29 protein-coding genes are annotated in these 26498 nt (G+C 67.6%); 13 read left to right on the plus strand and 16 right to left on the minus strand.

Annotated elements, in window-relative coordinates:
* Positions 1–81 precede the first annotated feature (81 nt).
* From LTA6_RS05410 to LTA6_RS05425, 4 genes are all read right to left on the minus strand, one after another.
* Positions 82–1008 (minus strand): glycine betaine ABC transporter substrate-binding protein, encoded by a 927-nt coding sequence (locus LTA6_RS05410; protein WP_407358869.1) that lies wholly within the window; start codon positions 1006–1008, stop codon positions 82–84.
* A complete protein-coding gene (locus LTA6_RS05415; protein ID WP_407358870.1) occupies positions 1001–1951 on the minus strand; it encodes an ABC transporter permease in 951 nt (316 codons plus the stop codon). Before LTA6_RS05415 ends, LTA6_RS05410 begins: the two co-directional genes overlap by 8 nt.
* Complete coding sequence (locus LTA6_RS05420) at positions 1948–3264, minus strand: glycine betaine/L-proline ABC transporter ATP-binding protein (protein ID WP_407358871.1); 1317 nt, start codon at positions 3262–3264, stop codon at positions 1948–1950. Before LTA6_RS05420 ends, LTA6_RS05415 begins: the two co-directional genes overlap by 4 nt.
* Positions 3265–3636: 372 nt before the next feature.
* On the minus strand, positions 3637–4848 hold the full coding sequence (locus LTA6_RS05425; RefSeq protein WP_407358872.1) for a class I SAM-dependent methyltransferase: 1212 nt from the start codon (positions 4846–4848) through the stop codon (positions 3637–3639).
* A gap of 213 nt (positions 4849–5061) precedes the next feature.
* Between LTA6_RS05425 and LTA6_RS05430 the strand changes: the two genes are divergently transcribed.
* The 3 genes from LTA6_RS05430 to LTA6_RS05440 are packed head-to-tail and all read left to right on the plus strand — an operon-like array spanning position 5062 to position 8120.
* Complete coding sequence (locus tag LTA6_RS05430) at positions 5062–5841, plus strand: carbon-nitrogen hydrolase family protein (RefSeq protein WP_407358873.1); 780 nt, start codon at positions 5062–5064, stop codon at positions 5839–5841.
* A gap of 49 nt (positions 5842–5890) precedes the next feature.
* Entirely contained in the window at positions 5891–7360 is a 1470-nt protein-coding gene (locus tag LTA6_RS05435) for an APC family permease (protein WP_407358874.1), read from the plus strand.
* A gap of 49 nt (positions 7361–7409) precedes the next feature.
* Complete coding sequence (locus LTA6_RS05440) at positions 7410–8120, plus strand: FadR/GntR family transcriptional regulator (protein ID WP_407358875.1); 711 nt, start codon at positions 7410–7412, stop codon at positions 8118–8120.
* A 45-nt stretch (positions 8121–8165) separates the two neighbouring features.
* On the opposite strand, the gene LTA6_RS05445 is transcribed toward LTA6_RS05440, so the two are convergent.
* Together LTA6_RS05445 and LTA6_RS05450 are read right to left on the minus strand one after the other, a co-directional pair.
* On the minus strand, positions 8166–9203 hold the full coding sequence (locus LTA6_RS05445; protein WP_407358876.1) for a LacI family DNA-binding transcriptional regulator: 1038 nt from the start codon (positions 9201–9203) through the stop codon (positions 8166–8168).
* A 37-nt stretch (positions 9204–9240) separates the two neighbouring features.
* The gene (locus LTA6_RS05450; RefSeq protein WP_407358877.1) at positions 9241–9480 is read right to left on the minus strand and encodes a hypothetical protein; all 240 of its coding nucleotides are present in this window, start codon (positions 9478–9480) and stop codon (positions 9241–9243) included.
* A gap of 147 nt (positions 9481–9627) precedes the next feature.
* On the opposite strand from LTA6_RS05450, the gene LTA6_RS05455 reads away from it, so the two are divergent.
* From LTA6_RS05455 to LTA6_RS05465, 3 genes are read left to right on the plus strand one after another with little or no spacing between them, the layout of a single operon-like run.
* The gene (locus LTA6_RS05455; RefSeq protein WP_407358878.1) at positions 9628–10017 is read left to right on the plus strand and encodes a GntR family transcriptional regulator; all 390 of its coding nucleotides are present in this window, start codon (positions 9628–9630) and stop codon (positions 10015–10017) included.
* A complete protein-coding gene (locus LTA6_RS05460) occupies positions 10014–10913 on the plus strand; it encodes an ABC transporter ATP-binding protein (protein WP_341976538.1) in 900 nt (299 codons plus the stop codon). The genes LTA6_RS05455 and LTA6_RS05460 overlap by 4 nt, the downstream gene beginning before the upstream one ends.
* Complete coding sequence (locus tag LTA6_RS05465; RefSeq protein ID WP_341976539.1) at positions 10913–11599, plus strand: hypothetical protein; 687 nt, start codon at positions 10913–10915, stop codon at positions 11597–11599. The genes LTA6_RS05460 and LTA6_RS05465 overlap by 1 nt, the downstream gene beginning before the upstream one ends.
* Before the next feature lie 92 nt (positions 11600–11691).
* On the opposite strand, the gene LTA6_RS05470 is transcribed toward LTA6_RS05465, so the two are convergent.
* Entirely contained in the window at positions 11692–12273 is a 582-nt protein-coding gene (locus LTA6_RS05470; protein ID WP_407358879.1) for a winged helix-turn-helix domain-containing protein, read from the minus strand.
* 74 nt (positions 12274–12347) lie between these two features.
* On the opposite strand from LTA6_RS05470, the gene LTA6_RS05475 reads away from it, so the two are divergent.
* The 3 genes from LTA6_RS05475 to LTA6_RS05485 are packed head-to-tail and all read left to right on the plus strand — an operon-like array spanning position 12348 to position 14918.
* Complete coding sequence (locus tag LTA6_RS05475) at positions 12348–13661, plus strand: MFS transporter (protein WP_407358880.1); 1314 nt, start codon at positions 12348–12350, stop codon at positions 13659–13661.
* A 33-nt stretch (positions 13662–13694) separates the two neighbouring features.
* Entirely contained in the window at positions 13695–14084 is a 390-nt protein-coding gene (locus tag LTA6_RS05480) for a hypothetical protein (RefSeq protein WP_407358881.1), read from the plus strand.
* A gap of 33 nt (positions 14085–14117) precedes the next feature.
* Complete coding sequence (locus tag LTA6_RS05485; protein ID WP_407358882.1) at positions 14118–14918, plus strand: MerR family transcriptional regulator; 801 nt, start codon at positions 14118–14120, stop codon at positions 14916–14918.
* A gap of 131 nt (positions 14919–15049) precedes the next feature.
* Here LTA6_RS05485 and LTA6_RS05490 read toward each other — a convergent pair whose 3' ends face one another.
* The 6 genes from LTA6_RS05490 to LTA6_RS05515 all read right to left on the minus strand — a co-directional run bounded on the left by LTA6_RS05490 (position 15050) and on the right by LTA6_RS05515 (position 20687).
* Complete coding sequence (locus LTA6_RS05490; protein ID WP_341976544.1) at positions 15050–15826, minus strand: DeoR/GlpR family DNA-binding transcription regulator; 777 nt, start codon at positions 15824–15826, stop codon at positions 15050–15052.
* A gap of 34 nt (positions 15827–15860) precedes the next feature.
* Complete coding sequence (locus tag LTA6_RS05495; RefSeq protein WP_407358883.1) at positions 15861–16715, minus strand: ketose-bisphosphate aldolase; 855 nt, start codon at positions 16713–16715, stop codon at positions 15861–15863.
* Complete coding sequence (locus LTA6_RS05500) at positions 16712–17707, minus strand: 1-phosphofructokinase family hexose kinase (RefSeq protein WP_407358884.1); 996 nt, start codon at positions 17705–17707, stop codon at positions 16712–16714. The genes LTA6_RS05495 and LTA6_RS05500 overlap by 4 nt, the downstream gene beginning before the upstream one ends.
* Positions 17704–18693 (minus strand): ROK family protein, encoded by a 990-nt coding sequence (locus LTA6_RS05505; RefSeq protein WP_407358885.1) that lies wholly within the window; start codon positions 18691–18693, stop codon positions 17704–17706. Before LTA6_RS05505 ends, LTA6_RS05500 begins: the two co-directional genes overlap by 4 nt.
* Positions 18694–18704: 11 nt before the next feature.
* Positions 18705–19601: an SIS domain-containing protein gene (locus tag LTA6_RS05510; RefSeq protein WP_407358886.1), complete on the minus strand. Its 897-nt coding sequence runs from the start codon at positions 19599–19601 to the stop codon at positions 18705–18707.
* Positions 19602–19709: 108 nt separating this feature from the next.
* Positions 19710–20687, minus strand: coding sequence for an N-acetylglucosamine kinase (locus LTA6_RS05515; RefSeq protein WP_407358887.1), 978 nt, complete (start codon positions 20685–20687; stop codon positions 19710–19712).
* A gap of 184 nt (positions 20688–20871) precedes the next feature.
* On the opposite strand from LTA6_RS05515, the gene LTA6_RS05520 reads away from it, so the two are divergent.
* The 4 genes from LTA6_RS05520 to LTA6_RS05535 are packed head-to-tail and all read left to right on the plus strand — an operon-like array spanning position 20872 to position 25013.
* A complete protein-coding gene (locus LTA6_RS05520; RefSeq protein WP_341976550.1) occupies positions 20872–21621 on the plus strand; it encodes an SIS domain-containing protein in 750 nt (249 codons plus the stop codon).
* Positions 21622–21670: 49 nt separating this feature from the next.
* Positions 21671–23086 carry an N-acetylglucosamine/diacetylchitobiose ABC transporter substrate-binding protein gene (gene ngcE / locus LTA6_RS05525; protein ID WP_341976551.1) on the plus strand — a complete coding sequence of 472 codons (1416 nt, stop codon included), beginning with the start codon at positions 21671–21673 and terminating at the stop codon, positions 23084–23086.
* Positions 23083–24102, plus strand: coding sequence for a sugar ABC transporter permease (locus LTA6_RS05530; RefSeq protein ID WP_363550226.1), 1020 nt, complete (start codon positions 23083–23085; stop codon positions 24100–24102). Before ngcE ends, LTA6_RS05530 begins: the two co-directional genes overlap by 4 nt.
* Positions 24099–25013: a carbohydrate ABC transporter permease gene (locus tag LTA6_RS05535; RefSeq protein WP_341976553.1), complete on the plus strand. Its 915-nt coding sequence runs from the start codon at positions 24099–24101 to the stop codon at positions 25011–25013. Before LTA6_RS05530 ends, LTA6_RS05535 begins: the two co-directional genes overlap by 4 nt.
* 52 nt (positions 25014–25065) lie before the next feature.
* On the opposite strand, the gene LTA6_RS05540 is transcribed toward LTA6_RS05535, so the two are convergent.
* From LTA6_RS05540 to LTA6_RS05550, 3 genes are read right to left on the minus strand one after another with little or no spacing between them, the layout of a single operon-like run.
* A complete protein-coding gene (locus tag LTA6_RS05540) occupies positions 25066–25635 on the minus strand; it encodes a dihydrofolate reductase family protein (RefSeq protein ID WP_341976554.1) in 570 nt (189 codons plus the stop codon).
* Positions 25635–26108, minus strand: coding sequence for an SRPBCC domain-containing protein (locus LTA6_RS05545; RefSeq protein ID WP_341976555.1), 474 nt, complete (start codon positions 26106–26108; stop codon positions 25635–25637). Before LTA6_RS05545 ends, LTA6_RS05540 begins: the two co-directional genes overlap by 1 nt.
* Positions 26101–26439 (minus strand): metalloregulator ArsR/SmtB family transcription factor, encoded by a 339-nt coding sequence (locus LTA6_RS05550; protein WP_341976556.1) that lies wholly within the window; start codon positions 26437–26439, stop codon positions 26101–26103. The genes LTA6_RS05545 and LTA6_RS05550 overlap by 8 nt, the downstream gene beginning before the upstream one ends.
* Positions 26440–26498: the final 59 nt, after the last annotated feature.

Genomic DNA, 26498 nt, shown 5'->3' on the forward strand with positions numbered 1-26498 from the left:
GTCAGGATCTTTCGATTACAACAGAACCCAACATAGCCCGGTGCGAGTCACCGTGCCTCGCACGTCACCCAGCAGCAGCCCTCAGTCGCTGACGACCCAGTCGAACTGGTCGCCGTGCTCTTCGAGCCACGCGTCGACGGCATCCGCTTCCTTGCCCTCGCCGAACTCGTTGACCACGAGATCCTCGAGCGCACCGTACTGCTCGTCGTCGAGCTTGATCCGCTCGATCAGCTCGGCCGCCTCGGGGAACTCTGCCGCGAAGCCCTTGGCACCGAGGAAGTGCAGCCCCTCGGCCTCGCCCATCGCGCCCTTCGGGTCTTCGAGGTCCTTCACGGGGAAGGCATCGTTGGCCCAGAACGGCCGCCACAGTGTGACGACGATGTCCTCCTGCTTCTCGGTCGCCGCCTTCAGCTCGGTGAGCATGGCCGCGGTCGACGATGTCACCAGGGTGTACTCGCCGTCGAGGCCGTACGCCGAAAGCATTTCGCCTGCCTGCGCCGTCAGCCCGGCCCCCGGTTCGATACCGATGACCTTGCCGCCGACGTCGCCCCCGCGGCCGGCGAGATCCTCGATCGAGTCGATGTCCGAGTACTCCGGAACCGCGATCGTGAGCTTGGCGTTGGCGTAGTACGTGCCAAGATCCTCGATGTCGTCACCGTACTTCTCGATGTACTCGGCATGCGTGAGCTCTGGCCACGCCGAAGGGTAGAGGTCGACGTCGCCCTGTGCCAGGCCCGCATACAGCGGGCCGGCTTCGGTGAGCGTCTTCATCTCGACGTCGTAGCCGAGCTTCTCGAGCTGATCCTGCATCAGGTAGGCCGTGCTGAGACCATCGGTCCAGCTCGGCAGATAGCCCAGGGTGATCGTGCCCTTGTCGCCGGTCGCACCGCTGGTGCCGCCTCCGGTCAGGTCGCTGGTACCGCCCGCCCCGTCGGTCGCGCAGCCGGCGAGAGCGAGGGATGCGACGGCGCCGAGCGCCGCGATGCTCATGAGTCTGTTCTTACGCATTCTGCAGCTCCTTCTCTTCGACGTGCACCGGGGTCGCATCCGCCAGCAGGGCGGATGCCGCGGCCGCGCGCTGCGCCGAGCGACGCCGTGCGAGCATTCCGAGCAGCGACGCCGGGTTCTTGCCCAGCGATCCGAGTGCCGCCGTGACGCGATCGAGGAAGACGGCGATGAGCACGACACCCAGCCCCGCCTCGACGCCCTTGGCGATGTTCACGGTCGAGATCGCCTCGACGACCATCTTCCCGAGGCCGTCGGCGCCGGCCATGCCGGCGATCACGGCCATCGACAGGGCGAGCATGATGACCTGGTTGACGCCGGCGAGGATCGTCGGCATCGCGAGCGGGAGCTGAATGCCCCGCAGGATCTGACCCGGCTTCGCGCCGAACGCCTGACCTGCTTCGACGGTCTCCGAGTCCACTCCGCGGATGCCGAGTTCGGTGAGGCGGACGCCAGGAGGCAGCGCGAAGATGACCGTCGCGACGAGCCCGGGAACCACACCGATGCTGAAGAACACGATCGCGGGAATCAGATACACGAAGGCGGGCATCGTCTGCATGAAGTCGAGGATCGGCTTCAGCACAGTGCGCACCGTCGAATTGCGCGCGGACCAGATGCCGAGCGGTATCGCGATGAGTACCGCGACCACCGCGGCGACGAGCACCAGGGCGAGCGTCTGCATCGCCGGAACCCAGAGGCCCATTGCGACGATCAGCCCGAAGGAGATCACCGTGCCGATGGCGAGCTGCCACGATCGCACCAGCCACGCGATCAGTGCTGCGGCGACGATGACGACGTAGAAGTACGGCAGCAGGAGCAGGAAAGTGAGGCCCTCGACGAGGAAGGTCACGACGAAGGAGATGACGTCGAGCAGGCCGTCGAGGTTGTCCTTGATCCAGTCGACGCCGGATTCGACCCACGTTCCGATGGGGAGATGGAAGTTCATCGCGTCGCCCCCTCGTTCGCGGCCTGGGCCCCGGAGGCGGTCGCCGCCTCGGCAGTCCAGCCGTCATCGAGCACGGCGTCGATCTCGGCCTGCGGCATCGGGAAGAGCGGGAGCGTGAGCTCGCCGGTCGCGCCGGGCCCGGGGCCGAGGGCTGCGAGCAGGGTGACGCGAGGAATGACACCCACCAGGCGCCCATCGGCGTTCGTCACCGCCAGCGGCACGGGCGACTCGACCGACGGGACGAACAGGTTCATCAGCACCTCGTCCTCGTTCACCGCCTGCGGAACAGGCTTGATGATCGATTCGAGCGTCGTCACTCCCTTGCGGACGAGCTTGACGGCATCCCGATCGGTGACGATGCCGACCAGCTGACGGTCGCGATCCACGACGTACGTCGCCGACATGTAGGCGTCCCGCATCTGACGCAGCGCCGTACGCGGGCCGGCGGTCGCGGCGACGACAGGGCGAGGGCGCTCCATGACGTTCGCGGCGGTGAGCACACGGGCACGATCGACGTCCTGCACGAACTGCTCGACGTAGTCGTTCGCCGGGTCGGTCAGGATGTCTTCCGGGGTGCCGATCTGCACGATGCGGCCGTCGCGCATCACGGCGATCCGGTCGCCGAGGAACATCGCCTCGTTGAGGTCGTGCGTGATGAACACGATCGTCTTCTGCAGTTTCTGCTGCAGTTCGAGCAGCTGCTCCTGCATCTCACGACGGATGAGCGGGTCGAGAGCGCTGAACGCCTCGTCCATGAGCAGGATGTCGCTGTCGGCCGCGAGAGCGCGGGCGATGCCGACGCGCTGCTGCATGCCGCCGGAGAGCTCGCTGGGCAGTTTGTCGCCCTGGCCGGCGAGTCCGACGAGAGTCAGGATCTCCTCGGCCTTGGCGAGCCGCTCGGCTCGGGGCGTGCCCTTGAGCTCGAGCGGATAGGCGACGTTGGCTGCCACGGTGCGATGGGGCAGCAGGGCGAAGTGCTGGAAGACCATCGAGATGCGGTCGCGACGGATCTCGCGCAGGCGCGATGTCGGGATGCCGGTGATGGTGTCGCCGTTCACGGTGACGGATCCGTCGGTGGCCTCATGCAGGCCGTTGAGCATGCGGATGATGGTGGACTTACCGGAGCCGGACAGACCCATGATCACGAAGATCTCACCGCGATTCACGGTGAAACTCGCGTCGATGACGGCTGCGGTTCCGGCATCCACGATGTCGGATCGGCTCTCACCGGATTTCAGCCGGCGGACGGCTTGGTTCGGATTCCTCCCGAACACTTTGTACAGATGGCGCGCTTCAAGTGCGGTTTCGGACACGTTTCCCCTGCGGCGCGCAGTGATGCGCGCCTGCTTCGGTCACGCCCGGGTGACGTTCACGTGGCCGTCTCGACATGCTGCACTGACGGCGCGGGCGGCGGATTTCGGATCCACCGCAAAGAACATCGACCGTACGCCCGCGCCTCTTCGTAGTGCAGATTTCGAAGGAAGGACGCGGCCGCGGACTGGTCTCGGGCCTTCCGGCCCGCATTCCAACGTAACTAAATGGCCGATCAGGGGCAAATCCGCATATCGACGGAGTGCCGGGTTTCGTCGGCTGACCGGGGGATTGGACGGATGTGCGAAACGAGGTCACCCCCCGCGCGCCGAGCCGCCCTGACGCCCATGCGCGAATCGTGAGCAGGGGTTTCCTCAGCCGCGAACGCTCCGCGTGACCGTGAACTTCGGAGTGCGGTGCGCCTGCTCGGTCGGGCCGACGATCCTCGTCAGCTCGCCCTTGTATCCGAGGGACGAGTTGTAGACGGTCCAGAGCTCACCACCGGGCCGGAGCAGGCGAGCGGATGCCTCGAACAGGCGGGTCGCTGCGCCGGTGTGCACGCTGTTGCCGAGGTGGAACGGCGGGTTGAGCAGCACGATGTCGGCGCTCGCGTCTGCGAGGTCTGACCCGGCGTCGTCGTGGGTCACCGTGACGCGATCTGCGACTCCGTTCGCGGCGACGGTCGCGCGCGCCGACGCAACGGCCGCGGCAGAGCGGTCGGTCGCGACGACGCGGGCGTCGGGGTGCGCGAGGGCATAGGCCACGGCGAGCGCGCCGGTGCCGCAGCCGAGGTCGATGACGGTCGGCGCGTCCTGTGGGGCGTCCATAACTCCGGAAGAATGCGCCGATCCGGCCGATTCCGGGGTGATTTCGGCCGGATTAGGGTCATTTTTCCGGAGTTGTGAACGCCCGAGCAGGGGCAACTGATCGAGCAGCACCCGGGTGCCGATGTCGAGGCGCGCCCCGGCGAAGGCGCCGCCATGCGCAACGAGGATGAGCCCGTCATGCTCCGCCCGCACCGGGAACGGCGGTTCGGCCGGAACCTCGCGCGGCTCGCTCGCCACGATCAGTCGAGACTTCCGCTCCGCACGCTCGGCCTGTACCCGCGCGAAACTGCGACCGAGCACCTCGTTCTGCGCGAGGGTCATGTGCTTGACGCGCCCGCCGGCGACGAGCACGACGTCGGGCGCAGCCCATCGGGCGACGGCGTCTGCGATCTCCTCGAGTTCGGCGAGCGCCTTCGGCAGCTGCAGCAGCACGAGCCGGGCACCGGCGAGCAGGTCGCGCTCGAGTTCGTGTTCGCGGAAACCGTCGAGGCCCATCTCGCGCGCGTTACGTGCGAGCGCACGCCGACCGGTGGCCAGATCTTGATGCACGCGGATGCCTCGGAATCCGGCATCCGTCAGCGCCAGGGTGATCGCCCCGTACTCGTCGCCGATCACCGCGATCTCCGAGCCGGCGATGTCGCGCTCTTCGGCGAGCGCAAGCGTCCTCGTGACGAGCACCTCATCAGTGGCATCCCATGCCTGCAGATTGTCGGCCTCGACGTCGGGCCAGCGGCGCAAACGGCGGTAGGGGAAGTCCATCCTCCCAGCCTAGGAGTGCGAGTTCGCGACGCGGACCGATCACGTATTCCGTCGCGTGAGCCGACCCGATCCGACTCGCGCGATCGCGCCAGCCGACACCGCTCGCTCGGACTGCCCCTTGCAGAAGAAACACGACCGATACACAATGGTCATCTAATAGATCAAATTGAGCTGTTTGATGGATGCAATGTCGCATCTGAGGGAGATGTCTGTATGACACTGAGAGTTGCCGGACTGCAGCATCACGGGGTACCCGGCGACGTGGACGCGAACCTCGCCATCATCACGGAGGCCGCGCATCACGCCGTCGAGCAGGGGGCCCGCCTTCTCGTGACCCCCGAGATGTTCGTGACCGGGTACAACATCGGCGCCCGCCTCGCGCCCCTCGCCGTCGCCGAGCTGGTCGACCGCGTCGCCCGCATCGCCGTCGAGGCCGACATCGCGATCATCGCCGGCCTGCCCGAGCCGCACCCCGACGGCGGGATCACCAACTCTCTCATCGCGATCGACCGCGACGGCACTGAACTGCTCCGCTACCGCAAGACGCATCTGTTCGGCGACCTCGATCGCAGCCTGTTCGTGCCAGGCGACACCCTCCCGCCGACCTTCGTGCTCGACGACGTGACGCTCTCGGTGCTCATCTGCTACGACGTCGAGTTCCCCGAGGCGGTCCGCGCCGCGGCGCTGGGAGGAGCGGATGCCGTCATCGTGCCCACCGCGCAGATGGTGCCCTACGCGCACATCGCCGAGCGCCTCATCCCCGTGCGCGCCTGGGAGAACCAGCTCTACATCGTGTACGTGAATCGGGTCGGCACCGAAGAGGACCTGACCTACGTCGGGCGCAGCAGCATCGTGTCGCCCGAGGGCGTGAGCCTCGCCGCTCTCGGCCCCACAGAGACCGGACTCATGATCGCCACGATCGATCCCGAAGCCGTCGAACGCGCCCGCCGGAAGAACCCGTATCTGGCAGACCGCCGCACGGACCTGTACTGAACCTCCCTGTCCCGCATCCGGCACCGGATGCTCTGTCGAAAGTGATCTCATGACCGTCTCCCCTCCCACCGAGCCGCATCAGCGTCTCGACGGCCAGCTCGGCACCGGCGCCATCGTCTTCATGGTGATCGCAGCCGCGGCACCGCTCACGGTGATCGGCGGCAACGTCCCGATCGCGATCGGCGCCGGCAACGGCCCTGGCGCACCGATCGGCTTCGCCCTCGCCGCCGTCATCCTGCTCGTCTTCTCGGTCGGTTTCGTCACGATGACGCCGTTCGTGAAGGAGGCCGGTGCGTTCTTCTCGTACGTGACAGCGGGACTCGGCTCTCGACTGGGGCTGGGCTCGGCCTTCACGGCCTTGGTCGCGTATACCGCGATCCAGGTCGGCATCTACGGATACATGGGGTGGGCGGTCGACGACCTCGTGACCTTCTTCGGGGGTCCGAGCCTGCCATGGTGGCTGTACTCGTTCGCGACGATGGCGATCGTCGCGGTGCTCGGCTACCGGCACATCGACCTGAGCGCCAAGGTGCTCGGCATCGCGCTGGCGCTCGAGATCCTGGTGGTTGTCGTGCTCGACGTCGTGATCTTCGCGACGGGCGGGGCGGAAGGCATCGCGCTCGAGACCTTCGATCCGGCCTACGTCTTCTCGGGCGGAATCGGCGTGGCGGTGCTGTTCGCGCTCACCGGATTCATCGGCTTCGAGGCCACCGCCGTGTTCCGCGACGAGGCGCGTTCGCCGGAGCGCACCATCCCGCGGGCGACGTACCTCGCCGTGGTGATCATCGGCGTGTTCTACGCCGTCTCGTGCTGGGCGCTCGTGACGGGCGTCGGCGCCGGCAACGCTGTGGCCGCCGCCCAGCAGACGCTCGCCGGTGAAGGCAATCTACTGCTCGACACCACCACCGAATACCTCGGCCCGATCGTGCGCGACGTCGTGCAGGTCCTCCTCATCACGAGCCTGTTCGCGTGCGTGCTGTCCTTCCACAATGTGATCGCGCGTTACCAGTTCACGCTCGCGCACAAGGCTGTGCTGCCCGCACGGCTCGGTCACCGGCACCCGTCCCACCACTCGCCGGCATTCTCCTCGGTCGTGCAGACGGTCACGGCCGCGATCATCCTCGCCGTCCTCGCTCTGCTCGGTCTCGATCCGCTCGTGGGTGTGTTCGGATCGATGGCGGGCGTGGCCACGGTCGGCATGGTGCTGCTGATGCTCACCACCTCGGTCGCCGTCGTCGTGTTCTTCGCCCGTCGTCCTCAGCTCGCCGCCGGACGCTTTGCGAGAGCCAGGGTGTTTCCGCTGCTCTCGATCGGCGGCCTCGCCTTCGCTCTCTGGCTCGTGCTCTCGAACTTCACACTCGTCACCGGCGGGAGCGCGGCGGTGAGCACAGTGCTCGCGCTCATTCCCGTGATCGCGATGGTGATCGGTATCGTGTGGGGGAAGCGGTTCTCGCTCGACGCGGAACTCGTCGACGACGCCGCCGCATCGGACCACGCGGAGGAGCGCGCGGCACGCTGAGCCGGGGCACCGGGTCGCGGCAGGTGCCCACCTCGAGATGAGACGCACGATGGACCTGACCTCCCCGGCACTCGGTGCCATCCGCCGCACGACCGCCGTCGACACCGTCCGCGCCCGCATCTCGCTGGCCGTCGAGCTCGGCATGCTCTCCCCAGGGCAGCGGCTGCCGGGGACGCTCGACACCGCTCGCGCGTTCGGCGTGAGCGAGATGACCGTACGTCGTGCCTACCGCGCGCTCAGCGAGGAGCACGTCGTGGTGCGGCGACCTGGTCGTGCGGGCGGCACCTTCATCGCCGATTCCCCCGCGGTCGGCACCGTCGCCGAGATCGACGCCTACCGCGCGGACGCCGCCCACGTGCACGCGCTCATCGACCAGCGCGCGGTGCTCGAGGCGGGGCTTGCCGCGACCGCGATCGGATCTGTCGACGATGACGCGCTCGGCCGGCTCGATGCGCTGGTCGACGAGATGCGCGTCGCACCGGACTGGACCGGGTTCCGCACGGCGGACGCCGCGTTCCACAGCGCCCTCGCATCGATGAGCCCGGCCGAGGGCGCCGTGGAGCTGCATCGCCGGGTCACGCACGAGCTGTACACCTACTTCATCCCCTATCGGATCGACTACCTGCGGGCGTCGAACGAGGAACACGCTCGGCTGGTCGACGCGCTTCGCTCCGGAGATGCCGGGGCCGCCAGTCGGCTGGCGTTCGATCACGTCGCCGAGCTGCACACGTCCATGTACGTCGGTCATCCACCCGCCTGAGGCACCGGACCCGCCCCGCGCGCGCCTCCTCCTCGACCTCCCGAGCTACGACGGAGAGCGCGTGGACTCCCGGATCACGAGTCCGGTCGTGAGCACCTGAGAAACAGGCGTGGGCTCGTTCCGCATCATCGCGAGCAGGGCGGCCGCCGCCGCTTCGCCCTTCGCGTCGATGTCCTGACGGACCGTTGTCAGCGCGGGCGAAACGCGGGCGGCCAGCGGGCTGTCATCGAATCCGACGACCGACAGGTCCTCCGGCACACGGATGCCTCTGGCTCTGGCCTGCTCGATCACTTCCAGCGCGGCGAGGTCGGACCATGCCAGGACAGCGGTCGGCGGAGCGTCGAGCATCCGGCCGATCCGCGTCTTCAGGATCTCGTCGATCGCCAGGCCCGGCGTTCCGACGATGCGCGGCACGATGCCGCTCTCCGTCAGCGCCTGAATCCAGCCGCCCAGGCGCTCGGCGGTGGTCGATGTCGCAGAGGCCAGCACGCTCTCGGAGGGCGGCTCGTCGTCGGCATCGACCGTCGGCACGACGAGCGCGATATCGGAATGCCCCAGGTCGATCAGGTGCTGCGCCGCTTCACGGGCGCCCGTGCCGTTGTCGAGCGAGATGCTCGGCATTCCGGGAATCGGCGCACCTTCGACCGTCACGACCGGCAGGCGGCGCTCCGTCAACGCCGTGACGGCCTTGGTCCGCGGCGTGCAGGAGTAGATGATCGCGCCGTCCATCGCGACGTCGCGCGCAGGAACGACACCGTCGTGAGACGAGGAGTGCAGGAGGACGAGCGAGTAGCCCGCATCGGCGAGTGATCCCGCCACTGCGCGGACGAACCCGACCGCGACTTCGTCTGTGAACGCATCGCGAGGCGAGTTCGTCAGCACCATGCCGACGACTCCCGTGCGGCCCGAGGCCAGCGCGCGCGCTGCAGGGTCGGGGCCGGAGTAGCCCAGCGCCTGCGCGGCATCCATGATCCTGGTCCGAAGATCGGCGGACAGTTGATCCGGGCGCGAGAACGCATTCGAAACCGTCATCCGGCTCACACCGACATGCTCGGCTATGGTCTGCAGCGTCACGCGCGCCATCCCGTCCACCTCCGTCATCATTCTGCCCGACCGAGTCCTATGCGCGTTCGGAGACGACGGCGGCGCACCTCGGGCGAGGCGGCTCGATGACCTCGGCGGCACGTCGCAGTCCGCGAGCGAGCGCCTCTCGGACTCGCCGTATCGCGACCGCGCGGCGCTGCGCCGCGTAGTGGCGATCGCGGGCGCTCAATGCCTCCCGTCGCCGCTGATCGTGGGGGTCGAGTGTCCCCGCGATGTGCTCCGCCAAGACAAGTGCGGAGATCGTCGAGTGGTCCATGATGCTTCCTTTCTGTATCGGTACAGAAAGACGTTACTGTACCGGTACAGACGAGTCAAGAGAAACTCGATCTCGAATCGGGTTGACACCCTCCCGGGTTCTATGGTTACTTAGTCGAGTAACTAACCCACTAACCGCGGAGGACACGTGATCGAAGAAGGCAAACCCCTCTTCCTCCAGATCGCCGAGCAGATCGAGGACTCGATCCTCGAGGGTTCGCTCGCCGAGGAGGCCCAGGCGCCCTCGACCAACGAGCTCGCCGCGTTCTACCGCATCAACCCCGCAACCGCAGCGAAAGGAGTCGCCGTGCTCACCGACAAGGGAGTGATCTACAAGCGCCGAGGCATCGGCATGTTCGTCTCCGAGGGAGCACGCGCTCTGCTGCTCGGCGAGCGGCGCGAGGTCTTCGCCGACCGCTACATCGACCCGCTCCTCGCCGAAGCCCGCACGCTCGGCCTCGACGCCTCCGACCTTGCGGCGCTGCTCACCGAGCGCGCCGCCCAGATCACCAACGCAGAAGGGAAGAACCCCGCATGACCACCGTCATCGAGGTGCACAACCTCACCAAGCGCTACAAGAACAAGCGCGCGCTCGACAACGTCTCGCTCACCGTCGAGGGCGGCGCCATCTACGGCCTCCTGGGTCGCAACGGCGCCGGCAAGACGACGCTGATGTCGATCCTCACCGCGCAGAACTTCGCCAGCGAAGGTTCGGTGCGGGTATTCGGCGAGCACCCGTACGAGAACACCCACGTCCTGAGCCGGCTGTGCTTCGTGAGGGAAAGCCAGAAGTACCCCGAGGATGCGACGCCCAAGGTCGCGCTCCGTTCGGCGGCGCTGTTCTTCCCGAACTGGGATCAGGACCTCGCCGACCAGCTCATCGAGGACTTCCAGCTGCCGATGAAGCAGCGGATCAAGAAGCTCTCTCGGGGGCAGCTCTCCGCCGTCGGCGTGATCATCGGCCTCGCTTCCCGCGCCGAGATCACCTTCTTCGACGAGCCCTACCTCGGCCTCGACGCGGTAGCTCGGCAGATCTTCTACGATCGCCTGCTGGCAGATTACTCCGAGCATCCGCGCACGATCATCCTGTCGTCGCATCTGATCGACGAGGTCTCCAACCTCATCGAGAAGGTGATCGTCATCGACAACGGACGCATCATCCTCGACGAGGACACGGATGCCGTGCGCGACCGCGCCGTCACGATCGTCGGCGAGGCCGCGAAGGTCGACGCCTGGACGACCGGGCGCGAGGTGCTGCACCGCGAATCGCTCGGCCGGGTGGCATCCGTCACCATCCTCGGCACGCTGTCGGCCGAAGACCGCGCAGCGCTGAACGCCGAGGGTCTCGATCTCGCACCCGTCTCGCTCCAGCAACTGATCGTGCGCCTGACCCAGAAGGAATCGGGCGCGAACATCCTCGAGGAGGTCCGCTGATGCTTCGCACTCTGAAGGTCATCCGTCTGCAGCTCATCAACAAGCAGACATACATCTGGGTTCCGCTGATGATCGTCGGCGGCTCTCTGCTCATCTCGATCCTCATCTCCGCGATGATCCCGATCGATGAGCCCAAGTACGGTGGCGGCAGCCAGGCTCCGCTGTGGTACTTCCTGTTCGTCGGCATCCAGGCGCTGACGATGACGTTCCCGTTCTCGCAGGCGCTGAGCGTCACGCGCCGGGAGTTCTACCTCGGCACGCTGATCACGGCGGCGCTGACCAGCGCAATCCTGGGCGCGATCTTCATCGTCGGCGGGCTGATCGAGCTGGCGACGAACGGGTGGGGCGTGAACGGGTGGTTCTTCCACCTGCCTTGGGTCTGGGAGGCGGGGCCGCTCGCGGCCGGGTTCGTGTACTTCACGCTCGCGCTGTTCATCTTCATCATCGGATTCACCTGCGCCACGATCTACAAGAGCTGGGGAACGATGGTGCTCACCATCATCGGGCTGGGCCTCGGACTGGTCATGGTCGGCCTGGTCTACCTGGCAACCAGCCTCGAGCTCTGGGGGAATGTCTGGACCGGCATCCTCGACCTCGGTGCCCTCGGCCTCGCGCTGTGGGGGCTCGTCGCCATCGCGATCATGGCCGGGGTCTCGTTCCTCGCCTTCCGGAGGGCGATTCCCTGAGCGCAGGCTCAGCTCGGCCCGGATGCCGCGATCGCACGCTCGTGCGGTCGCGGCATCCTCGTCTGGATTCCCGCGCCGCCCGTCGGTCGCGGTCAGATCCGGTCGTCGGCCGCGAGGAGGTCGAGATCCCAGAAGCGGGCGTCCGGATCGCTGCGGTCATGCGCCTCGGCAGCCTCTTCCATCGCCTCGTTGATCCGCTCGAGCAGGGCGTCGAACTCGGCCACGCTCAGCCGCAGCGTGCGCTGAGTGAACGCGCCGTGCACATCGGTGTCCCGGCCCGAGACATACTCCGGCGTCCAGGCGATGACTCGCTGCATCATCGCGTGATGCTCCTCGGCGAGCGCCCGGATCATGACCCCGCTGAGCTCCTCATCGGGCACGGGGCTCTCCGGGCCCCCGACGTTGAGCGCGAGCTTCTTCGCCGCCCACACCCGGTCGCGTCGGTCGCGGGCGTGCTCCGGGGCCTCTGCGATGAGACCGGCGTCGGCCAGGACGCGCAGATGAAAGCTCACGCTGTTGGCCGGAACCGAGAGGTCGGCGGCGATGTCGGCAGCGCGCAGGTGCTCGCGGCGGCCGAACAACCGGATGATCTGCCGACGGAGCGGGTGACTGTACGCCTTCATCATGGCCGACGTCATCCAGACAGGATCCGGCTTGATTCGCTGCTCCGACATATCGAGAGTGTACCCGCAATGGAAATCGCGCAATAGGAGTTGCGCAATTTCTCTTGCGGATCTACTCTCGAATTATGACGATCGCGCCGCCCCTGCACCGCCTCTCCCGTAACCGGCGCTACCTCGTCTGGCTGATCAGCGACACGAGCAAGGGTTTGGCGGCCTCCCTGTTCGGCTTCGCCATCCCGCTGCTGGCGCTCATCGTGACCGGAGACCCGGCGCAGGCGGGCATCATCGCCGGCGCCGGCATGGTCACCCGCCTGCTCACCACGCTTGCGGGCGGTGTGCTCGCCGACCGGCATCGGCGGATCGCGCTGATGCTGCTCGGATCGCTCATCGGCATCGTTCTCGCTGCGGCCTTCACCGTGCTCGCGCTCGGCGGAGCGCTCACCTTCCTCACGCTGCTGCTCGCCGACGTGCTGCTCGCCGCGCGAAGCGGGCTCTTCGACGTCGCCGGCGAGAGCGCGATCAAGGAGATCGTGCCGGATGCGGCGATGGGGCGTGCGCAGGCGGCCAATCAGGGTCGGGATGCGGCCCTCCAGCTCGCGGGCGGGCCGTTGGGCGGTCTGCTGCTCGGTATCGGCGGGTGGGCGGTCGGAGCCGCGATGACGCTGTGCCACCTCATCGCCGCGGGGACGGCATGGATGCTGCAGCGCGCGATCAGACGCGACCGCAGCGCAGGAGCCGACGACGACGACGCGCGGCCGAGCGCTGAGAAAGACGATGTCACGCCGGTCAGGCCCAGCGCATGGGCCGAGATCCGGGAGGGATTCGGGTGGCTCATCTCGCGCCCGGACCTCGGCGGCGTGCTGCTCATCATCACGATCGTGAACCTCGGGTTCAACGCCGCGACCACCACCGTCGTCTACGCGCTGCAGCAGGCCGGGCACTCGGAAGCACTGATCGGCGCGCTTTCGGCGGTGATCGGTGCAGTGATGCTGGTAGGAGCAGTGATCGCGCCGATGCTCGTTCCGCGCATCGGAGCCGGCACGCTGGCCGTCTTCGGGATCATCGGCATCACCGCCGGCGCCGCCGTGGTCTCGATGGTCACAGAGCCGTGGACGATCGCCGTCGTCCTCGGTGCCGCCGTGTTCCTGCTTCCCGCCTTGAACGCGTCGATGATGGGGTACTTCATGGTCGCCACCCCGACGCACCTGCTGGGTCGGGCGAACAGCGCAGCCGGCATCCTCGGTATGGGGGCGATGCCCCTCGCCCCGCTCATCGCCGGATTCGGTCTCACCTGGCTCGGCCGCGAGATGACGCTTCTGGTGTGTGCGGCACTGTGCGCCGCAGCCGTCGTCCTCGCGGTCTCCAACAAAGCACTGCGCGCCCTTCCCGTCGAGTCACGGTGGGTCGAGCACGCGAAGCAGTACGAGACACTCCCCTAGGGTGGCGTGAGAGCAGATCTCGGGAGGGGCTCGATGCGCAGGTCGAAGTGGTCGAGCACGGTGCTGGAGGTCTTCTGCGCGCTGGTGACGGCGCTCATCCTGACCTGGACCATCGCGCACGTCGTCCCGACGACCGTGCACACGCCTGCGCAGCTGCGCGACGTGGCATTCGGGTGGCCGTTCCCCTGGTATCACCAGGATCTCCGCCGCTATGAGCCCGCCACATTCCCCGACGACATGTACATCGTCGGGGACAGGGTCGATCCGCTTCCCACGACGGTCGACGTGTTCGCCCTGACCGGCGATGTCCTCGTCACGGCGGTCATCCTCTGGCTCGTCGTCGGCGCTCTCATCGCGCTGCTCCGACCGAGGATCACGCGTGCACTCGATGCCAGACGCAAGGCTCATTCACGCGAGACTTGACTCTGACACTGTGGAAGACGGGAGAACTGAGACATGTTGTCAATCGGAGCCTTCGCGGAGATCGGACAGGTCACCCACCGGATGCTCCGACACTGGGACACCGCCGGCCTGCTCGTTCCGGTCCATGTCGACGAGTTCACCGGCTACCGCTCCTACGACCCCTCGCAGCTGGAAAGACTGCACCGGATCGTCGCGCTGCGTCACCTGGGCTTCGGCCTCGACGACATCGCGCTGATCCTCGAGCAGGGGATCGACGCCGACCGGATCGCGGTGCTGCTGCGCGTCCGTCAGGCGGAGGTCGAGGAGGAGCACAGGGTCGCCGCGAACCGGCTCATCGACGTGGAACGCAGGCTCCACCTCATCGAGAAGGAGAAACGCATGTCACCCATCGAGATCATCGAGAAGCCGCTGCCCGCAGTGCGGCTCGCCGCGCACACGGCATCCGTCCCGCAGGCCGAGGTCGGAGACGCGGTCGGCCCGCTGTTCGCAAGCATCGAGGACGTGCTCGGCGACGAGTACGGAGCACTGTCGACCCCGATCGCCCAGTACCGGCTCACCGAGGACGGCATGGAGATCACCGCCGGATACGCCTACAACGGCGACCGTCGCGCGGACTTCGAGTTCGTCGATCTGCCCGCGGTCGAGGTTGCGATCTGCGGCGTGCACCTCGGCGCCATGGACGGCATCCGGGAGAGCTGGGATGCCGTGCACTCCGAGATCCTCGCGCGCGGCTACGTGCCCAACGGCCCGTGCCGCGAGCTCTACGTGCGTGCGGTGTCGGAGGACCAATCCGACTGGGTCACCGAACTGCAGCAACCCGTCGCGCGGCCCTGACCCGGCATCCGCATTTCCGGTGCGACCTGCAGGACCGATGCACACCTGCAGGACGACACGCCGTCGGATGCTCCGACAACCGTGATCTGATCATGCAGGTCGTACGGCCCCGACCGCCTGCGCGCCGCCGGCTACTCCGCGAGCAGCACCTCGTAGCCGGCGGCGCGCAGCGCCGCGACCTCCGCCGCATCCGCTCCGACATCCGTGATCACGGTGGGGAACAGGTCAGCCCCGCCGACCGCCGTGAAGGCCGTGATGCCGAGTTTGCTGCCGTCGGTGACGACCACGGCGCGGCGCGCGCGCTCGGCCATCAGCCGGTTCACCGCGGCTTCGCGCTCGTCCTGCGTGGTCGCTCCGCCTTCGGCATCCAGCCCGTTGACCCCGATGAACGCGATATCGAGCCGCACTCCGCGCAGCAGCTGCTCGACGAACGGGCCGACGAGTTCGTAGCTGCGGGAGTGGATGACGCCGCCGGTGACGACGACCTTGATGTCGGGACGGGTGGCGAGCTGAGCGGCGATGTTCACCGCGTTCGTCACCACGGTGATGCCGCGGACCGCAAGGTCGTCTCTCGCGGCGAGCGCTGCGGCGATCGCCGTGGTGGTCGTGCCTCCGGACAGGCCGACCACGGTGCCTGGCGCGACGAGAGCGGCCGCGGCCTGGGCGATGCTCTCCTTCTCGTGTGTGCGCAAGTGGCTCTTGTACCGGATCGGCAGCTCGTAGGCGACGGTCTGCGCCACCGCTCCGCCATGCGTGCGGGTGAGCAGGCGCTGCTCGGCGAGGCTGTCGAGGTCGCGTCGCGTCGTTGCCGGAGAGGCCCCGAACTGCTCGACGAGGTCGTCCACCGTGACCTCGCCGGCGACCGCCAGCAGGTCGAGGATGCCGTTCAGGCGGGCTGCCCGCTTCATGCCGACGCTCCGCGGAACGGGTGCGCAGCGCGGGTCATGAGCGCACCGCGACGTCTTGCAGCGCGAACAGCTGCAGCATCCGGCTCGCCTCTGCCGCCAAGGCGTCCCGCGCGGGTGCGAGGTACTTGCGCGAGTCGACGAGACGCTCATCGGCCGAGAGCCGTTCTCTGACCGCCCTGGTGAAGAAACCGTTCAGGTGCGTCGACACGTTGATCTTCGTCATTCCGGCGCGCACGGCGTCGGCGATCACGGCATCAGCGACCCCGGAGGAGCCGTGCAGCACCAGGGGCACCACCAACGCGGCATGCAAACGTGCGATGAGCTCGAGGTCGAGAGAGGCCGTCCTCGCCGTCATCGCGTGCGAGGAGCCGACCGCCACGGCGAGGGCATCCACGCCGGTGGCGGCGACGAACGCGCGGGCCTCGTCGGGGTCGGTGCGCACGCCGGGTGCATGTGCGCCGTCCTTGCCGCCGACCTCGCCCAATTCACCCTCGATGTAGACGCCGGCGGCATGCGCTCGCTCGGCGACCGCGGCGGTCAGGGCGACGTTGTCGTCGTACGGCAGGGCTCCGCCGTCGAACATCACCGAACCGAAGCCCAGCGCGATCGCCTCGTCGACGAGGTCGGGCCGCTCTGCATGGTCGAGATGCACCGCCACCGGAGTCGTGGCTCGGCGCGCGACAGCGAGCGTCGCCAGTGCGATCGGCTCGAGTCCGCCGTGATAGTCGGCGCAGTTCTGCGAGATCTGCAGGATCACCGGCAGCTGCGATCGCTCCGATGCCCGCACCAGCCCCTCCGCGGTCTCGAGATGGATGACGTTGAACGCGCCGATCCCGGTGCCGGCGGCGGATGCGGCGGCGATGAGGTCGCGGGCGCTGGCAAGAGTCATTCGGGGTCCTTCGGGTCGTAGTCGTGCGAGGGAGACACGGGCTCGGCAGGCAGCGGACGGATCTCGACCGCGCGCTCCAGGTCGGGCCAGCTGCTGTGGATCTCGCCGGCGAGCGGCATCAGCACGGCCGCCGCCGACCACGCCGTCGCCCGGCGGAGGATCTGCTCGGGGTCGTCCACTCCTGCATCCAGCAGCACCGCACACGCGGCGACGGCGGCGTCGCCGGCTCCGGTCGGATTGCCCGCGAGCGATTCGGGGAGGCGAGCGTGGAGGATATGCAGCGATTCGGCGGCGCCGTCCGCTGATCCGGCCGCGCTGATCGCCAGCATCCCGTCGGCTCCTCGAGACAGCAGCACCAGGGATGCTCCGCGATCCAGCAGCACCCTGGCGCCCTCGATCGGGTCGTCGAGACCAGTGGCCTCAGCGAGTTCGGCGGCATTGGGCTTGAGGACGGATGCTCCGGCATCCGCCGCCTGCAGCAGGGCGGGGCCGGAGGTATCGACGATGACGGGAACGCCGGCATCGCGGCCGATTCCGATCAGGAGGGGCAGCAGGGTGTCAGGGGCACCGGGCGGGAGGCTGCCCGAGATCACGAGCACCCCTGCACCAGGCAGCCCGTCGGCGACCTCGCCGACGAGCATCGCCCACTCGGCGTCCGTGGGGTTGAGTCCGCGCTCGTTGACGACCGTCGTGTCGCCGAGACTCTCGTCCACGAGCGCGATGCTGCGCCTGGTGGAGCCGGCGACCGGTACCAGCCGATGCGGAACGCCACTCGCCTGCAGCTCGGCCGCGAACTCCTCGCCGGTGCGCCCGCCGACGGTGGTGATCGCTCGCGCACCGGCGCCCTGCGCGTGCGCGACCCTGGCGACGTTGAGTCCCTTGCCGCCGGCGCGGGCCACCGCGGCATCCGCACGGTGCGTCTCGGCGACCCGGATGCTGTCGAGGTGCCAGGTGAGATCGAGCGCCGGGTTCGGCGTCACCGTGAGGATCATGCGATCTCCCGTGCGCGGAGGGCGGCTCCGAGGATGCCGGCGTTGCCGGAGAGCTCGGCCGGCACCAGTTCGGGGATGCGATGGAAGCTGAGACGCGCGGCGAGACGGGCCCGCAGTTTGTCGAACAGCGCGCCGCCGGCCCGGGAAAGGCCTCCGCCGATCACGATCGCCTCCGGTGCGACGACCGCCGTGATCTGCGCGAGCGACATCGTGAGGGCATCCAACGCGGAACTCCAGATCTCGGCGGCGACCTCATCACCGGCCGCCGCGCGGGCGATGACGTCCTTCGCACCGTCCGGCGTGACGCCGGTGGCTTCGCGGTAACGCCGCGCGATGGCACCGGCCGACGCGACCGCCTCCAGGCAGCCGCGCGCACCGCATGCGCACAGCGGCCCGTCGGCGATCGGCGAATGCCCGATCTCGCCCGCGTAACCGCCGGCGGTGTACGGCACTCCGCCCACGAGCAGAGCACCCGCGATCCCGGTGCCGATGACGAGGACGACCGAGTTCTGGTACGCACGCGCTCCGCCGAGCCGGTGCTCGGCCCAGCTGGCGGCGCGCACATCGTGATCGAATGCGACCGGGAGTCCGAGCCGCGCTGCGGCCAGGTCACGCAGCGGTGAATCATGCCAGCCGAGATTGCTCGCGAAGACGCCGAGCCCGGCATCCGCATCGACGATGCCCGGAACGACCAGCCCCGCCGCCTGCGGCACCACATTCGGGTACGCGGCGCGCAGCTCGGCCGCGAGCACGCCGAGTCGCTCGATCAGAACCTCGGTGCGGTCGCCCCGAGCCACCGGGGTCGGAGTGCGCCGCAGACCCCACGCGGTGCCATCGGCATCGAACAGCGCCGACTTGATGTCGGTGCCGCCCACGTCGAAGGCCAGCACGGGGGCGCCGGCGCCGAGCGAACGGACCTCGGCGAGGGTCTCGCCGGAGGCGTCGCGCTCGACGTCCGGCACCGCCGCATCCTCAGGCGTGGCCATCACCGATCCGTTCAGGCGTCCAGGATGACGGAACGGCTGAGGTTCCGCGGCTGGTCGGGGTCGAGGCCGCGGGCGACGGCGCGATCGAGTGCGACCCGGTGCAGCCGAACGAGGTCGGCCATCGGGTCGATCGAGCTCTGCTCGAAGCGCGCGCCGGTGGCTTCGACCTGCGCGGCGAGACCCTCGGGCGCCTCTCCGAACTGCCAGGTCACGCGGCCGGGCGCGGCGATCGCGATCGGACCGTGGCGGTACTCCATCGAGGGGTACGACTCGGTCCAGGACTGCGAGGATTCGCGCATCTTCAGCGCGGCCTCGTGCGCGAGACCGACGGTCCAGCCACGGCCGAGGAACGAGTACTGCTCGGCATCGAGGAGCTCGGCATCATCCGTCGAATCCAGAACGGCGCGAGCGTCGGCGATCGCCTGGCTGAGGTCTTCTCCGAGCGAGGCGCGGAAGAGCGCCAGCGCGGTGGTCGCGAACCGCGTCTGCACGACCGATTTCTCGTCGGCGAACGGCAGCAGCACGGCGTCGTCGACGAGCGAGACGAGCGGCGACTCCGGATCTCCGATGACGCCGATCGTCCGGACGCGTCCTCGGAGGCCTTCGACGAGCTCGAGCACCTCGGTCGTCGTGCCGGAGCGGGTGAGTGCGACGACGGCGTCGTAGCCGCGGTCGACGAACGACTCGGATGCTGCGAACGCATCGGTCTCGCCGAAGCCGGCCGTCTCGCGCAGCACCGCGTAGGACTGAGCCATGAACCAGGAGGTGCCGCATCCGACGACCGCGACGCGTGCGCCCTTGGCGGGAAGGGCTTGCTGCCCCTCACGCAGATCGGCGGCCTGCGCCCACATATCGGGCTGCGAAGTGAGCTCTTCACGCATGTGTGCGCCAGGCAGGGAATCGGTCATCGATGGGACCCTTTCATCAAAGATGCATATTTGTGATTGTTTTAAGCCGGTTTCGATCATAGAGTATCGCTCGATGAGAACAACATGGGGTTCGAGATTCGCCGGGCGTCACCGAAAGCGGGCGAGCGTCACGGTGAGCGTCGCGAGCGTTTCGTCCGTCGTCGGCACCCCGCCGGCGCGCAGCGCGAGCACGCCCGCTCCGATGACCCCGTCGACGACCGGACGCAGATCCAGGCCGGCCGCGGCAGCTCCGAGGCGCCTCATGAAAGCATCCCGCACCGCTCCGGGGCGCGACAGCACGCCACCCCCGGCGACGAGCGGCCCCGGTCCGGTCAAGACGGCGATCAGCGAGTCGGCGAGATGCTCGCCCGCTCGGCGCAGAATGCGCTCGGCCACCGGATCGCCTTCGGTCGCGAACGCGAGCGGCGCCAGCGAGGCGAGCTCGATCGGCGGCCGGGCGTACAGGGCGTCGACGATCCGCTCCAGCATGACCGAGCGACCGTCGCCGCGCGTGGGCTCCGAGGGGATTCCGAGATGATCGAGCACCCCGCGCGTCAACGCCGTCTCCGGTCCCGTGGCGTCGAGATCCTGCACTACGGCCCTGGCAATGCGGCGCCCGATCCAGAAGCCGCTGCCGCGGTCGCCGAGCAGCCAGCCGAGGCCGTCGCTCGCCACGTCGATCCGGCCGCCCGAGATGCGAATGACGCTCGCTCCGGTGCCGGACACGATGGCGTACCCGAACTCCTCCGCCGTCCCGCTGAAATACGTCGCCAGCAGGTCAGACTCGAAGGCGAGTTGTCCGGTGAAGCCCGCAGCGGTCAGCCGGTCGCGAAGCCGGTCCGCCCCGGCGCCGGACGCCCGCTGTCCGGCCATGGCCGCGGTGATCACGGCGATGTCGCCCACCGCACAGCCGGCCGACGCGACCGCCCCCTGAACGGCCTCCAGCACGCCGTCCGCCGCCCGCTCAGGACCCGCAGAGATCGGGTTGCCGCGCCCGCCGACGCCGTAGCCGAGACACGCCCCGCTGGCGTTCGTCAGCACCGCCCTGGTCGACGTTCCACCTGCGTCCACGCCCAACATCAACATGTCGTGACCCATTTGTTATGCGTCCTAACTTGACCTTGATGCGCCGTGAGCATAGCTTCAACCCAAGGGAAATCCCGGGGTCGGATTCTGGAGGCAATGGTGCCACGCAGCATGGGCCTCGGCAATGGCGAGGCCGGCAACCCGACGACCTGTCAGTGAAGCAGTTCCAGCAAGGAGACCCGCGATGACCGATGCGTCAGACCTGTTCCGCGAGGCGCAGACCCGACTCGCGGAACTGACCGCTCGAGCCGAATCCGGTGCCTTCGACGGTGCGATCGGACTGCTGGTCGGCGCTCTCGACGGCGGCGGCGTCATCCACGCCTTCGGCACCGGACACTCCGAAGCCTTCGCCATGGAGATCTCCGGGCGCGCAGGCGGACTCATCCCGACCAACCGCTTCGCGCTCCGCGACATCGTGATGCACGGAGATCGCGACGTCGAGGTGCTCACCGGCGCGTTGGAGCGCGAACCGTGGGTCGTCGAGGAGCTCATGGCAACCGTCCCGGTAGGCGAGAACGACATCTTCGTGATCGCCTCGAACTCCGGCGTGAACGGATCCATCGTCGGCGCAGCGCTGTGGGCGAAAGAGCACGGGCACAGCGTGATCGCGGTGACCAGCCTGGAGCACACCGCACGCGTGCAGCCGAAGCATCCGTCCGGCCAGCGTCTCAGCGAGGTCGCCGACATCGTCATCGACAACCTCGCCCCCTACGGCGACACGACTCTCGAGGTCGCCGACGGCATCGGAGCCGGCGCGATCTCGTCGATCACCGCCGCGTACATCGCTCAGCTGCTCACGCTCGGGGTGGCGCGCACGATCGCCGACCGCGGCGAGACGCCCCCGATGTACATCTCCGCCAACATTCCCGGCGGCGACGACCACAACTCAGTCCTCGAAGACCGCTACCGCGGCCGCATCCGACGGGGCGCCTGAGCGCACCCGGCACACCCTCACCGATCACACCACAACGAAAGGTACGAAGATGGAACTCAACAACCAGTCCATCAGCCGCCGCAACCTGCTGCGCGGTGCAGCCGCGACGGCGCTGCTGCTGCCCTTTGGCATGTCCCTCGCATCCTGCGCCGCACCCGGCGGCGGCGGAAGCACCGGACCCAAGGGCGAGGTGACATCCGACAACCCGTTCGGTGTCGCCGCCAACACGACCGTCGACGCGGTCATCTTCAACGGTGGCTACGGCGTCGACTACGTCGAGAACGCCGCGAAGCTGATGGAGAAGAGCAAGGGTCTCGACGGCGTCACCGTCAAGGTCTCGCCCTCGACCAAGATCGCCACCGAACTGCAGCCGCGCTTCGTCGGCGGCAACCCGCCGGACCTCATCGACAACTCCGGCGCGAACTCGATCGGCTGGAACACGATCATCGACCAGCTCGAAGACCTCACCTCGGTGATCGACTCCGAGAACCTCGAGGGCGAGAAGATCCGCGACACGCTGTACGGCGGCGTCGAGGCTCCCGGTACGTTCGACGGCAAGTTCGTCGCACTGAACTACGTCATGACCGTGTACGGCCTGTGGTACTCGTCGAGCCTGTTCGAGGAGAACGGCTGGAAGGTGCCGACGAGCTGGCAGGACCTCAAGGCTCTCGGCGAGGCCGCGAAGGCACAGGGCAAGTTCCTGTTCCTCTGGGGCAAGGAAGCGGCGACCTACTACCAGACGATGGTCGTCGACTCGGCCGTCATCCAGGGTGGCGACGACGTGCGCCTGCCGCTCGAGAACCTCGAAGAGGGATGCTGGTCCAACCCGGTCATCCAGGACATCCTGACGATCTTCCACGACCTGATCGCGTCGGGTTACGTGAAGCCGGGCGGTTCGGGCACGCAGTTCACCGAGGCGCAGGCGCAGTGGAGCAACAAGCAGGAGGCGCTGCTGTACCCGTCGGGCTCGTGGATCGAGAACGAGATGAAGTCGCAGACGAAGGAGGGCTTCGCGATGAAGGGCCTCGCCGAGCTGCCCCTCAACACCAGCCAGACGACCCCGGCCGGCACGATGCGCGCCGAGGCCGGCGAGCCGTTCGTCGTTCCGACCAAGGCGAAGAACCCGGCCGGTGGCAAGGAGCTGCTGCGCACGATGCTCTCGAAGGAGTCGGCGACCGCCTTTGCGAAGGAGAAGCTCGCTCCGACGATCGTCAAGGGCACCGTTCCCGAAGACGGCTTCGGCTCGACCGCACTCGTGTCGCAGTCGGAACTGCTGGCGACCGCCGGTGAGAACGTCTTCACCATCAAGTCGTTCAACCTGTACGGCATGAACAGCGACCAGCTGCCGATCTGGAACTCGTTCCTCGACGGCAAGATGACGGTCGCTGAGATCACGCAGCAGCTGCAGGCCCTCACCGACAAGGTCCGCGACGACGACTCGGTCAACAAGATCGAGATCAAGTGACCTCACTTCCCGGTCTTGACTCGGCGACGAACACCGCCGCAGTCATCACTCCCAAGACGGGGCGGCGCAAGCCGCCCCGTCTTGGGCAGCGCCCGCTGACCTTCGATTACGTCTCCTTCCTGCTGGTGTTCCTCGTCCTGCCGGTGGCGATCTTCCTGATCTTCGTGATCTCGCCGTTCGTGCAGGCCGTGTATTACTCGATGACGAACTGGACCGGCTTCTCGCCGGAGATGGACTTCGTCGGGCTCAAGAACTTCGGTCGACTCTTCTCCGACTCGACGTTCCTCCAGGCCATGGGCAACAACATCCTTCTGGCGATCGCCGTGCCGCTGATCACCCTGTCGATCGCGCTCGTCTTCGCGAGCATGATCACGGTCGGCGGCCCGAGCAGCGGTCAGGTTCGCGGCCTCGGCGGATCGAGTTTCTACCGCGTCGTCTCGTTCTTCCCGTACGTCATTCCCGCGATCGTGATCGGCATCCTCTGGGCGCTGATCTACTCGCCGGAGGGGCTGCTCAACGGCATCCTCGACGCCGCCGGACTGGACGTGAAGGGCTTCGCCTGGCTCGGTGACGAACGCACCGCGATGGGCGCCTCCATCTTCGTGATCGTCTGGGGCATGGTCGGCTTCTACATGGTGCTGTTCATCGCCGCGATCAAGGGCATCCCTGCCGAGACCTATGAGGCCGCCCGCATCGACGGCGCCGGCCGATTCCGCACGACGATCTCGATCACCCTCCCGCTGATCCGCGACAACGTGCAGACCGCGTACATCTACATCGGCATCATGGCACTCGACGCGTTCGTCTACATGGCGGCCCTGAACGCCACCGGCGGCCCCGGTAACACCACTCTCGTGATGTCGCAGTACCTGTACCGCACCGCATTCGAGAAGAGCCAGTTCGGCCTGGCGAGCGCCATGGGCGTCGTGCTCGCGGTGATCACGCTGCTGTTCGCCGCGCTCGTGTTCCTGGTCAACAGACTCACCGGCGGCAAAGACGATGGGGGACGCATATGAGCGACAAGACGCAGACCCTGATCTCGATCGATCCGAAGCGCGCCCGCAAGAATCCGGTTCTGGTCCGCAAGACCAGGACGACGACCGGCGACAAGGTCGTCGGCACCATCTCGCACATCGTGCTGGCCATCTGGTCGATCGTGGTGATCCTGCCGCTGCTGTGGACGCTGTTCAGCTCGTTCAAGTCCACGTCGGAGATCTTCGAATCGCCGTTCACGCTGCCGTCGTCGTGGGACTTCACGAACTACATCAACGCCTGGACGAAGCACAACTTCGGCCAGATGTTCCTGAACACGATCATCGTGGTCGGCGTCTCGCTGGTCCTGGTGATGCTGCTCGGCGCGATGTGCGCCTACGTGCTCGCGCGGTTCTCGGTGCCCGGCAGCAGGGTGATCTACTACCTGATGCTCGCCGGCCTCACCTTCCCGGTGTTCCTCGCGATCGTTCCGCTGTTCTTCGTCCTGCAGGGGATCGGATTGCTCGGCACCCTGCCGGGCCTGATCATCACCTATGTGGCGTTCGCCCTGCCGTTCACGGTGTTCTTCCTCTACTCGTTCTTCAAGTCGTTGCCGTACGAGATCCAGGAAGCGGCCTACGTCGACGGCGCGAGCGAATGGCGCACCTTCTTCCAGGTGATGCTGCCGATGGCCAAGCCCGGCCTGGCCGCGGTCGGCATCCTGAACTTCCTCGGCCTGTGGAATCAGTTCCTGCTGCCCGTCGCGTTGAACCCGAACTCATCGCAGTACGTGCTGTCGCAGGGAATGGCGGCGTTCGCGTCGGCCGCAGGGTACGAGGTCGACCAGGGCGCTCTGTTCGCCGCGGTGATCATCACGATCGTGCCGGTGCTCCTGGTGTACATCTTCTTCCAGCGTCAGCTGCAGGGATCGGTGTCGCAGGGCACCTCGAAGTAGCTTCACATTGAAGGTCCCGGAACGCCGTCGCGTTCCGGGGCCTTCAGCATTCTCAGGCGGATGCCACGACCCGGTAGGTCATTCCGACATGACCGCTCGGGTGCGAGACGACCCGATCCAGGTCGAGGCGGCGCTGGCCGAGCGACGTCGGCGTGAACGAGCGCCCCTCGCCGATGAGCACCGGTACGACGCGGAGGCGCAGCTCATCGACCAGACCAGCCTCGAACAGCGCGTCGGCGAGCTCGAGGCTGCCCCAGACGACGATCCGGCCGTACCGCTCCTTGAGATCGGTGACTGCACGTGTGGCGTCACCTCGGAGAATCTCGATCGCCCCGTCGCCCCAGGGCGCCTCGGTGAGCGTGTTCGAGATGACGAACTTCGGCAGGCGGTTGATCGGTTCGGCGACGACCTCGACGTCGGGGTCGGCCGTCGGCCAGTACCCCGCGAACATCCGGTAGGTGTTCGCGCCCAGCAGGATCGCGTCGACGCCGTGAAGGAACGCGAGCTGGTCGTCGTCATTGGCGTTGCCGACATCGGCGGCATCCATGAAGCCGATGCCGCCGTCGGGCTCTGCGGCGTATCCGTCGACGCTCACGATCTGCTCGACCGTGAGGAGGCCCATCAGGATGCCTCCCCGTCTAGATGCTCGACGAGGATGTCGAACGCCGAGTCCCAGCCGTCGTAGACGAACTCATCGCCCGGTGCACCGTCGAAACCCTGCAGATGGAACGTCATCAGCGTCTCATCGCCGGCATCGCCGTGCGTCGCGAAGTCGACGGTGATGACCGGGGCGGATTCGTCAGGATCGCCCTGAGATCCCCAGGTGAAGACGAGCCGCTCCGGCGGCGTGATCTCGCGGTACACCCCGGCGGTGGGATATTCCGTGCCGTCCGGCGCGATCATCGTGTAGCGGTACCGGCCGCCTGGTCGCGCATCGATCTCGACGCTCTCCCGGGGGAGACTCACGCCTCGCGGATGCCACCAGAAGATGGCCTCCTCGGGATCCGTCCAGGCGCGCCACACCAGGTCGCGGGGCGCGTCGAAGACGCGTGTGATGGTGAACTGCTTCTGGCTCGTCGCCGTCTGCTCAGGCATCGGTCGTTCCTTTCAGCTCCTGGAGTCGCTCACTGAGCGCGTCGAAGCGCGCGTTCCACTCGGCGCGGTGCCGCTCGACCCAGGCCGCAGCCTCGTCGAGGGGTTCCGTGCGGAGCGTGCACCGTCGCCATTGCGCGTCGACGGTCCGCTCGACGAGACCGGCGCGCTCGAGCACCTTGAGGTGCTGCGAGATCGCGGGGCGGCTCATCGCGAACGGCTCGGCCAGTTCTCCGACGGTCGTCGAGCCGCTGCTGAGGCGCGAGATCATCGCACGCCTGGTCGGATCGGCGAGGGCCTGGAAGACGAGGCTGAGTTCATCCGCTGCATCCATGTAAGCAAATCCTTAATTAGTGGATGCCTTAACTATGCGCGCGTGCGAGGGCGCCGTCA

It is taken from the genome of Microbacterium sp. LTA6 (assembly GCF_045690355.1).
Classification (GTDB): Bacteria; Actinomycetota; Actinomycetes; order Actinomycetales; family Microbacteriaceae; genus Microbacterium.

What these genes read in the sequence shown, in the direction of transcription:
- LTA6_RS05410 (WP_407358869.1), bottom strand. Translation starts at nt 1,008, where the DNA reads ATGCGTAAGAACAGACTCATGAGCATCGCGGCGCTCGGCGCCGTCGCA.
- LTA6_RS05415 (WP_407358870.1), bottom strand. Translation starts at nt 1,951, where the DNA reads ATGAACTTCCATCTCCCCATCGGAACGTGGGTCGAATCCGGCGTCGAC.
- LTA6_RS05425 (WP_407358872.1), bottom strand. Translation starts at nt 4,848, where the DNA reads ATGGACTTCCCCTACCGCCGTTTGCGCCGCTGGCCCGACGTCGAGGCC.
- LTA6_RS05430 (WP_407358873.1), top strand. Translation starts at nt 5,062, where the DNA reads ATGACACTGAGAGTTGCCGGACTGCAGCATCACGGGGTACCCGGCGAC.
- LTA6_RS05435 (WP_407358874.1), top strand. Translation starts at nt 5,891, where the DNA reads ATGACCGTCTCCCCTCCCACCGAGCCGCATCAGCGTCTCGACGGCCAG.
- LTA6_RS05440 (WP_407358875.1), top strand. Translation starts at nt 7,410, where the DNA reads ATGGACCTGACCTCCCCGGCACTCGGTGCCATCCGCCGCACGACCGCC.
- LTA6_RS05445 (WP_407358876.1), bottom strand. Translation starts at nt 9,203, where the DNA reads ATGGCGCGCGTGACGCTGCAGACCATAGCCGAGCATGTCGGTGTGAGC.
- LTA6_RS05450 (WP_407358877.1), bottom strand. Translation starts at nt 9,480, where the DNA reads ATGGACCACTCGACGATCTCCGCACTTGTCTTGGCGGAGCACATCGCG.
- LTA6_RS05460 (WP_341976538.1), top strand. Translation starts at nt 10,014, where the DNA reads ATGACCACCGTCATCGAGGTGCACAACCTCACCAAGCGCTACAAGAAC.
- LTA6_RS05465 (WP_341976539.1), top strand. Translation starts at nt 10,913, where the DNA reads ATGCTTCGCACTCTGAAGGTCATCCGTCTGCAGCTCATCAACAAGCAG.
- LTA6_RS05470 (WP_407358879.1), bottom strand. Translation starts at nt 12,273, where the DNA reads ATGTCGGAGCAGCGAATCAAGCCGGATCCTGTCTGGATGACGTCGGCC.
- LTA6_RS05475 (WP_407358880.1), top strand. Translation starts at nt 12,348, where the DNA reads ATGACGATCGCGCCGCCCCTGCACCGCCTCTCCCGTAACCGGCGCTAC.
- LTA6_RS05480 (WP_407358881.1), top strand. Translation starts at nt 13,695, where the DNA reads ATGCGCAGGTCGAAGTGGTCGAGCACGGTGCTGGAGGTCTTCTGCGCG.
- LTA6_RS05485 (WP_407358882.1), top strand. Translation starts at nt 14,118, where the DNA reads ATGTTGTCAATCGGAGCCTTCGCGGAGATCGGACAGGTCACCCACCGG.
- LTA6_RS05490 (WP_341976544.1), bottom strand. Translation starts at nt 15,826, where the DNA reads ATGAAGCGGGCAGCCCGCCTGAACGGCATCCTCGACCTGCTGGCGGTC.
- LTA6_RS05495 (WP_407358883.1), bottom strand. Translation starts at nt 16,715, where the DNA reads ATGACTCTTGCCAGCGCCCGCGACCTCATCGCCGCCGCATCCGCCGCC.
- LTA6_RS05500 (WP_407358884.1), bottom strand. Translation starts at nt 17,707, where the DNA reads ATGATCCTCACGGTGACGCCGAACCCGGCGCTCGATCTCACCTGGCAC.
- LTA6_RS05505 (WP_407358885.1), bottom strand. Translation starts at nt 18,693, where the DNA reads ATGGCCACGCCTGAGGATGCGGCGGTGCCGGACGTCGAGCGCGACGCC.
- LTA6_RS05510 (WP_407358886.1), bottom strand. Translation starts at nt 19,601, where the DNA reads ATGACCGATTCCCTGCCTGGCGCACACATGCGTGAAGAGCTCACTTCG.
- LTA6_RS05515 (WP_407358887.1), bottom strand. Translation starts at nt 20,687, where the DNA reads ATGTTGATGTTGGGCGTGGACGCAGGTGGAACGTCGACCAGGGCGGTG.
- LTA6_RS05520 (WP_341976550.1), top strand. Translation starts at nt 20,872, where the DNA reads ATGACCGATGCGTCAGACCTGTTCCGCGAGGCGCAGACCCGACTCGCG.
- ngcE (WP_341976551.1), top strand. Translation starts at nt 21,671, where the DNA reads ATGGAACTCAACAACCAGTCCATCAGCCGCCGCAACCTGCTGCGCGGT.
- LTA6_RS05535 (WP_341976553.1), top strand. Translation starts at nt 24,099, where the DNA reads ATGAGCGACAAGACGCAGACCCTGATCTCGATCGATCCGAAGCGCGCC.
- LTA6_RS05540 (WP_341976554.1), bottom strand. Translation starts at nt 25,635, where the DNA reads ATGGGCCTCCTCACGGTCGAGCAGATCGTGAGCGTCGACGGATACGCC.
- LTA6_RS05545 (WP_341976555.1), bottom strand. Translation starts at nt 26,108, where the DNA reads ATGCCTGAGCAGACGGCGACGAGCCAGAAGCAGTTCACCATCACACGC.
- LTA6_RS05550 (WP_341976556.1), bottom strand. Translation starts at nt 26,439, where the DNA reads ATGGATGCAGCGGATGAACTCAGCCTCGTCTTCCAGGCCCTCGCCGAT.